Genomic DNA, 9,052 nt, shown 5'->3' on the forward strand with positions numbered 1-9,052 from the left:
TCAGTGAGCAAATGCTTACCTGGAAGGTCTTCAGATGAAATCCTCAGGATATGCCAATGCCTGTCTAACTTAGCAGCATCACTCATCGCCCTAATACGAGCATCCCTGACTGATTTAGTCCTCAGAGAGTAAGCAATCCTGTTTGTACGATAATGCCTACGCAAATCAGCGGGAACTCTACGGGAGAAATACCAGATACCGTTCTTGTTGAAGGTGTAGCTGTTCAGCTTGGTAGTTAGCATGGTCTACGGCTCACTCGTTCAGTCGAATTAGTGAGGTATTACAATGCTTTAATTGGAGTGTTGGTGCTGCTGGAGAGAATTGAACTCTCGACCTCTCCATTACCAATGGAGTGCTCTACCTCTGAGCTACAGCAGCGCTGTAAAGTGAGGCGTCTTTACGAGCAATTGGGAAATCGTGCAAGCGCAATCTGGACCCTTTTTGGCAACTGCGGTATGCCCCTTGATATGAGCGATAAACAAAAAATAACCCAAGCCAAAAACGCCGCACAAGCCCGTGACGCGCGATTGAAAGCTGCGCTGAAAGCAAACATGAGCCGCCGCAAGGCGCAGGCTCGTGCGCGCGCATCAGACACGGATGAAAAAGCCCAGACGGGCGATTGAGGATAGGACACCCCGATGGATAGTATTTTGGTAAAGGGCGGAGGTGCTGTTGCTGGACAAATCCCGATTGCTGGCGCGAAGAACGCAGCACTGACACTGATGCCGGTCACGCTGCTGAGTGATGAGCCACTGACACTGACCAACACCCCGCGTCTGTCAGACATCAAGACTATGACAACGCTACTGGAAAGTCTCGGCGCAGAAGTAACCAGCCTGCAGAATGGCAAAGTTGTTGCCATGTCGACCCACGGCGCGATCAACACCACCGCGCACTACGATATCGTGCGCAAGATGCGTGCCTCCAATCTGGTGCTTGGCCCGCTATTGGCCCGTGAGGGGCATGCAGTTGTATCCTTGCCTGGTGGCTGTGCTATCGGCGCGCGTCCGATGGATATTCACACAGATGGTCTGGCCAAAATGGGCGCCCAGATTGACCTCAAGGACGGCTATTTGCACGCCAAGGCGGACGGAGGAAAGCTCAAAGGCGCTGTCATTGATTTTCCGTTTGCATCCGTAGGTGCCACAGAAAACATTATGATGGCCGCGACCCTTGCGAAAGGGACCACTGTTATCAACAACGCTGCGCGCGAGCCTGAAATTGTTGATCTAGCGACTTGTCTGCGCAGCATGGGCGCGTATATTGACGGCGACGGTACATCAACCATTACGATCGAGGGCGTTGAGCGTCTTGGTGGCGCGACCCACCCCGTTGTCACCGATCGGATCGAGCTTGGCACATATATGCTGGCGCCTGTCATCGCGGGCGGCGAGGTTGAATGTCTGGGTGGCACGTTGGCTTTGGTCGGCGCGTTCGCCGAGAAGCTGGATGCAGCAGGCGTCAACGTTTCTGAGACAAAAAACGGCCTGAAAGTTAGCCTGCGCGGGGATCGACCCAAAGCCGTTGACGTCACCACAGAACCTTTCCCCGGTTTCCCAACAGATTTGCAGGCGCAAATGATGGCGATGTTGTGCTTTGCGGACGGCACATCTGTCTTGGAAGAAAAAATCTTTGAAAACCGCTTTATGCACGCCCCAGAGTTGGTGCGGATGGGGGCCAACATCGACGTACAGGGGGGCGTTGCCCGCGTTACTGGCGTAGACAGCCTTAAAGGCGCACCAGTAATGGCCACCGACTTGCGCGCATCCGTCTCGCTTATTCTGGCGGGGCTTGCGGCCCAAGGTGAGACGCTTGTGAACCGCGTTTATCACCTTGATCGCGGCTATGAGCATGTGGAAGAGAAACTAGCCGCCATCGGCGCAAACGTTCAGCGTGTACAAGGCGCATGAGCGACGCGCGTTTTGAAGACGGGGCAGAAAAGCCCCTTCGCCTACTGGGGCAAACACCCGAAGATATTCCAGTGATATCGGCGTTACTTCAAGACGCTGTGTTTCCAGCGTCAGAAATGGTGTGGCAAGCCAGCAAGCGTCGCTTTGCTATTCTGCTCAACCGGTTCCGTTGGGAAGACGCCCCCAAAGCCCAGAAACGTGGACGCGCCTTTGAGCGTGTTCAATCGGTGCTGGCCGTAGAGGATGTTCTGAAGGTGTCCTCAATGGGGATCGACCGTGCGGACAAAGAACAAATCCTGTCCCCCTTGGCGCTTGAATGGCAAGCGGGTGATGACGGCGCAGGGATCTTGACGCTTGTGCTTGCAGGTGACGGCGCTATCTCACTGCATGCTGAGGCAATAGAGGTGAGCCTGCGCGACGTGACACGCCCCTATGTTGCAGCCGCGAAAGACGCACCGCATCACCCCGAATAATGCCTTCATTTCACCTTTGCCGATCTGGCTCACCAATTGAAAATCGCGCGTCTGTCCGTATTGAGGCGCACAGGACAACAAGATAGACATATCACATGCCCCAGTTTTTGACCCACACAGACCCTGACTTTGAGACGCGCTTTACCGCCCTTTTGTCCGCAAAGCGCGAAGACAGTGTGGATGTGGATGACGCTGTAGCGGCCATTATCGCAGATGTTCGTAAACGCGGCGACGCAGCGGTGATTGAGCTGACATCCAAGTTCGACCGGCTTGATTTGACACCCGATACCCTTGCGATCAGCACGGATGAAGTTGATGCCGAAATAGCCAAAGTAAGCGATGCAGACCGCACAGCCCTTGAGATGGCCGCTGAACGCATTCGTGCCTACCACCTACGCCAGATGCCAAAAGACGAAAGCTGGACAGACGACACGGGCGCGACCCTTGGATGGCGTTGGACACCTGTATCTGCAGCGGGGCTTTATGTGCCCGGAGGCTTGGCCTCTTACCCATCGTCGGTATTGATGAACGCGGTGCCCGCAAAAGTAGCCGGTGTTGGCCGTCTTGCGATTACTGTCCCCACACCCGATGGCATCATCAATCCGTTGGTGTTGTTGGCCGCACGTATTTCAGGTGTTGATGAAATTTACCGCATCGGCGGCGCGCAGGCAGTTGCTGCTTTGGCGTACGGCACGCAAACCATTCCCGCTGTCGATAAAATTACCGGTCCCGGAAACGCGTTTGTCGCGGCTGCAAAGCGTCGTGTGTTCGGCAAAGTCGGCATTGATATGATCGCCGGTCCATCAGAGATTTTGGTCATCGCCGATAAGCACAACAATCCCGCATGGATCGCGACTGATCTGCTATCACAAGCCGAACATGACGAGAGTGCGCAAAGTCTGTTGATCACCGATGATGCTGAATTTGGTCAGGCTGTAGCCGACGAAGTTGAGGCGCAACTAAAGACACTTGAGCGGACCGCTATTGCCACGCCCAGTTGGCGCAATTACGGCGCAATTATAGTGGTTAAAGACCTTGATCAGGCTGCAGAACTCTCAGACCGTATCGCGCCTGAGCACCTTGAACTTTGCGTCGAAGAGGTTGACGCACTTGCCGCCAAGATCACACACGCAGGTGCTATTTTCTTGGGCCAATGGACCCCAGAAGCGATCGGCGATTATATCGGCGGGCCAAACCACGTTCTGCCCACAGCGCGTTCCGCGCGGTTCAGTTCCGGCCTGTCCGTCATGGACTTTGTCAAACGCACGACACTGGCGAAAATGACCCCCGTGGCCTTGCGTGCGATTGGCCCCAATGCGGTTCGCCTTGCAACCTCGGAAAGCCTGCAAGCCCATGGTCTGTCTGTGCAGGCACGCCTTGATCACCTAAACGAGCCGCAACCTGAATGAGCCATATCGCTGCCATAGATTTGGACGACAGCAACCTTGCCCCGCCCACGCCCGAGATCGAGCAAGAGCGCAAGGTAGCAATGTTCGATCTGTTGGAGGATAACAGTTTTGCCCTGCCCGCGCGCGACGACCGCGATGTTCCAGCTGGCCCCTATAACTTGCATCTATCGATCAAGGAAAAGCGGCTAGTCTTCAGCCTGACCACTGCCAACTCTGAGCCAGCAGCACAGTTCTTGTTGTCTCTCGGGCCGTTTCGTCAGGTTGTGAAAGACTACTTCCAGATTTGCGAAAGTTATTTCGAGGCAGTCAAAACCCTGCCTCCCCACCAAATTGAAACGATCGATATGGCACGGCGCGGCATTCACAATGAAGGGGCACGCGTGCTAAAAGACAGGCTTGACGGCAAAGCAGACGTCGACAACGACACAGCCCGCCGCCTTTTTACGCTTATCTGCGTCTTGCATTTCGGACGATAGATTTGGAACAGCACCTTCCCACTTCGATCCTGTTTTGCTGTGACCACAACGCGGTCCGCTCGCCGATGGCCGAAGGGTTGATGAAAAAATTCTACGGCCATGAAACATACGTGCAATCAGCAGGCGTCAAATCTGACATGGATATAGACGGCTTTACAGTTGCCGTTTGCGAGGAAATGGGGATCGAGCTGTCACGCCACCGCGCCCGTTCTTTTGATGAAATGGAGCAATGGGGCGACGATTTGGGCAGCTTTGATGTGATTGTTGCCTTGTCGCCTGCATCCCAACGTGCAGCCCTTGAACTGACCCGCACCCATGCGCTTGAGGTTCTGTATTGGCCCATCATGGACCCGACCGGAATGGGTGACCAGCGCAACGAAAAGCTTGAACATTACCGCGCGGCCCGTGACCAGATCATCAAACACATGACTGATAATTGGGGTGCTCCTGTCGTTTCAGAGTAAGATCAGCGGCTGAGCATACGCACGTAAAGCCGCCAATTCTTCAGCCTGTTATCAGGAACAAACCCAAGCAAACGACTACCTAAGCTGAAATCCCCCCCAGAAGCTGTATCCTCTTACGATGCAGCAGCATAAATTTCGACAAGTCGCACGTAAATTTCATGCATAAATGATACAACAACGTGCTAATTCCGCAGATAACTCGCTGTTTCGACGCTCTTTATGGTCACATTTCAGAAACGCCTTGAAAACAGCGCGGCGCTGCATCATATCGTGCCGTGTTCGCACAGGGCGGACGCATTACAGGAGTGAACATGGCTAAGGAAGAACTGCTCGAATTTCCAGGTGTCGTTAAGGAACTCTTGCCGAACGCGACATTCAGGGTCGAGCTGGAAAACGGCCATGAAATTATCGCTCATACGGCAGGCAAGATGCGCAAAAACCGCATCCGTGTTCTGGCTGGAGACAAAGTCCAAGTAGAGATGACACCGTATGATCTGACCAAGGGTCGGATCAACTACCGCTTCAAATAATGAAGCTGATCCTCGGATCTGGCAGTCCCCGGCGGCGCGAGTTGCTGGGGCAGTTGGGTGTGTCGGTCACCGAAACCCGCTCACCAGACATTGATGAAACACCGCTAAAGGCCGAGCAACCTCGCGCCTACTGCATGCGCATGGCTGTTGAGAAGTCTAACGTTCTTGCTGCGGCTGAAGATGAAATTATCCTTTGCGCTGACACAACCGTTGCCCTTGGCCGCCGCATTCTTGGCAAGCCTGAGGACCGCGATGAGGCCGAGCGTTTTCTGCGCCTTCTTTCGGGCCGTCGTCATAAAGTAATCACGGCAGTCAGCGTCAAGACAACCGACAGACTTTGGACCCGCGATGTTGTAACAGACGTGCGAATGAAACGCCTTTCTGAGCCAGAGATCACGGCCTACCTCAATACGGATGACTGGCAAGGAAAAGCCGGCGGCTATGCCATTCAAGGCCCTGCTGGAGCATTCATCCCGTGGATTTCTGGCAGCTACTCTGCCGTCATGGGCTTGCCGCTTGCACAAACTGCCGCGTTGCTTGAAGCAGCGGGCTACCCAATTTACGGAGCCGCCTCATGAAGGGTCGCCAGATTGCACTTGATCACCTCAACGGCATCGAAGCCGCGGCACTGCTGGTCGACGGACGCCTTGACGATATCCTGATCGCACCTCCCGCCGGAACGCCAACTGTTGGGACCATTTACGCGGCGCGCGCAGACCGCCCCGTCAAAGGCCAAGGCGGCATCTTCGTCAGCACACCAGACGGCCAAGGATTTTTGCGCGGCACCAAAGGCATCGCCCAAGGGGCCCGTATATTGGTTCAGGTCACAGGACACGCGGAAGGCGGCAAAGCCATCCCCGTGACGGCGAAACTGCTTTTCAAAAGCCGCTACGCAATTGTAACCCCTTCCGCGCAGGGGCTGAACATCAGCCGCCAGATACGCGACGAAGAAGAACGCGTTCGCCTCAAAACAATCCTGCACGACGTGGCCGGGGATGCCCCCTATGGCGTGATCCTACGCTCGGCCAGTTTTGGCGCGGATGACGATGACATCGCTGAAGATATTGCCGCAATGTTGACTGCGGCGGATACGGTTTTAGCATCCGAAGCCGAAGCGCCTGCTGTCTTGTCGCAAGGGGATCAGCCACATCTGTTGGCTTGGCGCGAGTGGACCGAACCTGCTGAAGTTGCCCAGCAATCTGGCAGCTTTGAAGACTGCAACGTTCTCGATCAATTGGACGGGCTAACCAACATCGACGTACGGTTTGCCCAAAGCACGATGTTCATCGAACCCACCCGTGCTTTGGTCGCCGTGGACGTAAACACCGGAGCAGACACATCGCCCGCATCAGGGCTGAAAGCTAACCTTTGGGCCGCCAAAGAGCTGGCGAGGCAACTTAGACTGCGCGGGCTTGGCGGACAGATCACAATCGATTTCGCCCCAATGACCAAAGCCGACCGGCGACAAGTTGAGGGTGCGCTTCGCCAAGCGTTCAAGAGCGATCCAATCGAAACATCCCTTGTGGGGTGGACGCCGCTTGGCCACTTTGAAATTCAACGCAAACGCGAACGCCTCCCCCTTAACGTGCTTCTCGGAGACAGCTGATGCCCTGCCCTATCTGCAAACGCGACGCGGATAAAAGTTACAAACCGTTTTGCAGCAAGCGCTGTGCCGACATCGATTTGGCCAAGTGGCTTGGCGGTGATTATGCAATTGCCAGCACGGATCCAGATGACGTGGATCAGATCGTAGATGCACTTGAAATCGAAGCCGAGCGGGCTGCGAAAAACATTCACCAGCGCGAATGACTGTGAAATACACAATTGGGCAAAAAGGCGCTGGACACCACCTGATGCCTGACCTAGAACGGCGCCACCCTAGGGGTTCAACCCCATCCCGTGCCCGGGTAGCTCAGGGGTAGAGCAGTGGATTGAAAATCCTCGTGTCGGTGGTTCGATTCCGCCCCCGGGCACCATTTATTAAGTAATATCAATGACTTAGTCGAGCGCCATACACGCTTAAGTTGTGTTTTTCAAAAACACACCAAACACACACTTTTTGCCGTGTTACTCGTTATTTTGACTTCTGAATCACGGTGTTGAACACAGTGTTGGCTACAGCTTTGTTGCGGACACTGTGTTGGCGGAGTTTTGGGCGAACATGGCTTGGGACACACAAGCCATGCTCACCAAAATTGCGGGTCGGCAAATGCGGCCACACAACGGCAAGGCTCTGCTAAATTAGGCAAGGGCTTACCGTTTAAGCTTTGAGCTAACCAGCCCTCGGGAAATTGCAGCTTATACGGCGCTGCAATCTGATCTTCGGTTATGACGTTAAATCCAGACTTGGTGTAATAGCTGGGGTCTCCATACGTCACAACAACATCCACTGAAGCCGCTCTTAGCTCTGCAAGTCCAAACACAATTAACTTCTGCCCAATGCCTTGCCCTTGGACTGTAGATGCAACAGCAACAGGAGCCATAACAAATACTACTTGATCAGAGTTCGGATATGTCAGTCGTGTGAACATAATGCTTCCAGCAATATCGGCTCCCGAAGTTGCTCCAAATACATACAAATCCTCCAGAGCCGTTTTCGCCATAATTCGACGAGTTAAGTCACCTATTGCTTGCCCTTCCTCCGCACCCTCTGATGCGGAGAACGTGTTCTCAAAAAGCGCTGTGATTTCTGCAGACCTAGAAATAGCAAGTTTTGTAAAATTCATCAGCGCTCTTCCGTGGCAAAGTTTTGAGCATCAATACATTCAATAGCAGCTACGGGATATACACAGATTTGCTTCAATCAAGGCGCATCGCCAGACCTGTGTAACACTATATCGAACCCTTCTTCTGAAGAAGGTAATACAAAGTGCTTGGTAATTTGCTCAAACTGATCTTCTGTTGCAGCAAAAGGATGGTCACCCTGCTGATTGCGTTCATGTAGTCGTGCAATACAAACCGCGTCAGAGGCCTCCATCACATGAAGTTTGTGGGCCGCAGTTGCTTGACCCAAGATGTCCCGCATCCACTTCCGAGATTCAATTGTGTTTGCCTGAAAATCCAGAACAACTGAAACACCCGAATTCAATAATGATACAACGTGAGGCCCAATGATTTTGCGAAGCTTTGCCATAGACTGCACATAATCTGAAAGTGAAGAAATCTCTCCAACATAAAGAATGTTTAGCCAGTCATCTTCAGCAATCATAACGGTTTGCTCTAACCTCCCAAGCTGTTTGGCTAATGTTGATTTACCCGAAGCGATCTTACCGCAAAATAAATGAAGAGTTGGTAAGGCAGATGGCATATCAAAAAACTCCAAATTGCACGGTCCACAAATGACACTAAATATGCACAGCGAACCGTTCTCCCTGCAAGTCACGACCTAATGCTGAGCTGCGAACCGAACACACTTCCGTAGACTTGTTGGTGTGCTCTGCCGTAGTGTTGTGCTGAGGAGCATGACATACGGCAACTGCGGGATGATACACATCTGATACTGGACGGCGAGGTGCGGGTGTATCGGCGCGAGCTGAAACGCCCTAGGTGGGATTGGTCGAGCATTGATTTTTGCATAAGCGGTTGGCATGTTGCTAAAATCTTAATTTGCTCAACAGGTGGCGAAAAATGTATAAAGTGAGAGCCAATCTAAAAACTGTTTTACTTTCAACTTTTGCCTTTTGTGCCGCCTGCGTGCCTTCTGAGCCGTATGGTGTGCAGCCTGCAACCTACTCAACCACACAAACTAGTCGAGTTGGTTTTGGAGACTGCACCTCTAATTCTATGGAAG

At 53.2% G+C, this 9,052-nt stretch carries 13 protein-coding genes and 2 tRNA genes; 11 read left to right on the forward strand and 4 right to left on the reverse strand.

What is annotated here, in order from left to right; all coding sequences use genetic code 11:
* Both ACTF5M_RS10835 and ACTF5M_RS10840 read right to left on the reverse strand, forming a co-directional pair.
* The coding region (locus ACTF5M_RS10835) for a DUF6538 domain-containing protein (RefSeq protein ID WP_438960998.1) at window positions 1–242 on the reverse strand (242 nt) is incomplete at its 3' end.
* Between the two features lie 61 nt (window positions 243–303).
* A tRNA-Thr gene (locus ACTF5M_RS10840) sits at window positions 304–378 on the reverse strand.
* 89 nt (window positions 379–467) lie between these two features.
* Between ACTF5M_RS10840 and ACTF5M_RS10845 the strand changes: the two genes are divergently transcribed.
* The 11 genes from ACTF5M_RS10845 (at window position 468) to ACTF5M_RS10895 (ending at window position 7,238) form a co-directional block, all read left to right on the forward strand.
* Window positions 468–623, forward strand: coding sequence for a hypothetical protein (locus tag ACTF5M_RS10845; RefSeq protein ID WP_438960999.1), 156 nt, complete (start codon window positions 468–470; stop codon window positions 621–623).
* Window positions 624–638: 15 nt separating this feature from the next.
* Complete coding sequence (gene murA, locus ACTF5M_RS10850) at window positions 639–1,910, forward strand: UDP-N-acetylglucosamine 1-carboxyvinyltransferase (RefSeq protein ID WP_438961000.1); 1,272 nt, start codon at window positions 639–641, stop codon at window positions 1,908–1,910.
* Window positions 1,907–2,383 carry a DUF2948 family protein gene (locus ACTF5M_RS10855; RefSeq protein ID WP_438961001.1) on the forward strand — a complete coding sequence of 159 codons (477 nt, stop codon included), beginning with the start codon at window positions 1,907–1,909 and terminating at the stop codon, window positions 2,381–2,383. The genes murA and ACTF5M_RS10855 overlap by 4 nt, the downstream gene beginning before the upstream one ends.
* A 95-nt stretch (window positions 2,384–2,478) precedes the next feature.
* Entirely contained in the window at window positions 2,479–3,792 is a 1,314-nt protein-coding gene (gene hisD / locus ACTF5M_RS10860; RefSeq protein WP_438961002.1) for a histidinol dehydrogenase, read from the forward strand.
* Window positions 3,789–4,268, forward strand: coding sequence for a UPF0262 family protein (locus ACTF5M_RS10865; RefSeq protein WP_438961003.1), 480 nt, complete (start codon window positions 3,789–3,791; stop codon window positions 4,266–4,268). The genes hisD and ACTF5M_RS10865 overlap by 4 nt, the downstream gene beginning before the upstream one ends.
* Window positions 4,269–4,333: 65 nt before the next feature.
* The gene (locus tag ACTF5M_RS10870; protein WP_438961009.1) at window positions 4,334–4,732 is read left to right on the forward strand and encodes a low molecular weight phosphatase family protein; all 399 of its coding nucleotides are present in this window, start codon (window positions 4,334–4,336) and stop codon (window positions 4,730–4,732) included.
* A 311-nt stretch (window positions 4,733–5,043) separates the two neighbouring features.
* Window positions 5,044–5,262 carry a translation initiation factor IF-1 gene (gene infA, locus ACTF5M_RS10875; RefSeq protein ID WP_007205486.1) on the forward strand — a complete coding sequence of 73 codons (219 nt, stop codon included), beginning with the start codon at window positions 5,044–5,046 and terminating at the stop codon, window positions 5,260–5,262.
* On the forward strand, window positions 5,262–5,840 hold the full coding sequence (locus ACTF5M_RS10880; RefSeq protein ID WP_438961004.1) for a Maf family protein: 579 nt from the start codon (window positions 5,262–5,264) through the stop codon (window positions 5,838–5,840). Before infA ends, ACTF5M_RS10880 begins: the two co-directional genes overlap by 1 nt.
* Window positions 5,837–6,868 carry a ribonuclease E/G gene (locus ACTF5M_RS10885; RefSeq protein ID WP_438961005.1) on the forward strand — a complete coding sequence of 344 codons (1,032 nt, stop codon included), beginning with the start codon at window positions 5,837–5,839 and terminating at the stop codon, window positions 6,866–6,868. The genes ACTF5M_RS10880 and ACTF5M_RS10885 overlap by 4 nt, the downstream gene beginning before the upstream one ends.
* Complete coding sequence (locus tag ACTF5M_RS10890; protein ID WP_438961006.1) at window positions 6,868–7,071, forward strand: DNA gyrase inhibitor YacG; 204 nt, start codon at window positions 6,868–6,870, stop codon at window positions 7,069–7,071. The genes ACTF5M_RS10885 and ACTF5M_RS10890 overlap by 1 nt, the downstream gene beginning before the upstream one ends.
* Window positions 7,072–7,163: 92 nt before the next feature.
* Window positions 7,164–7,238 (forward strand) — tRNA-Phe (locus tag ACTF5M_RS10895).
* A 210-nt stretch (window positions 7,239–7,448) separates the two neighbouring features.
* On the opposite strand, the gene ACTF5M_RS10900 is transcribed toward ACTF5M_RS10895, so the two are convergent.
* Both ACTF5M_RS10900 and ACTF5M_RS10905 read right to left on the reverse strand, forming a co-directional pair.
* On the reverse strand, window positions 7,449–7,988 hold the full coding sequence (locus ACTF5M_RS10900) for a GNAT family N-acetyltransferase (protein WP_438961007.1): 540 nt from the start codon (window positions 7,986–7,988) through the stop codon (window positions 7,449–7,451).
* 77 nt (window positions 7,989–8,065) lie between these two features.
* Entirely contained in the window at window positions 8,066–8,584 is a 519-nt protein-coding gene (locus ACTF5M_RS10905) for an AAA family ATPase (protein ID WP_438961008.1), read from the reverse strand.
* Between the last annotated feature and the right edge of the window lie 468 nt (window positions 8,585–9,052).

This window comes from Nereida sp., assembly GCF_965655635.1.
Taxonomy (GTDB): Bacteria; Pseudomonadota; Alphaproteobacteria; order Rhodobacterales; family Rhodobacteraceae; genus Nereida.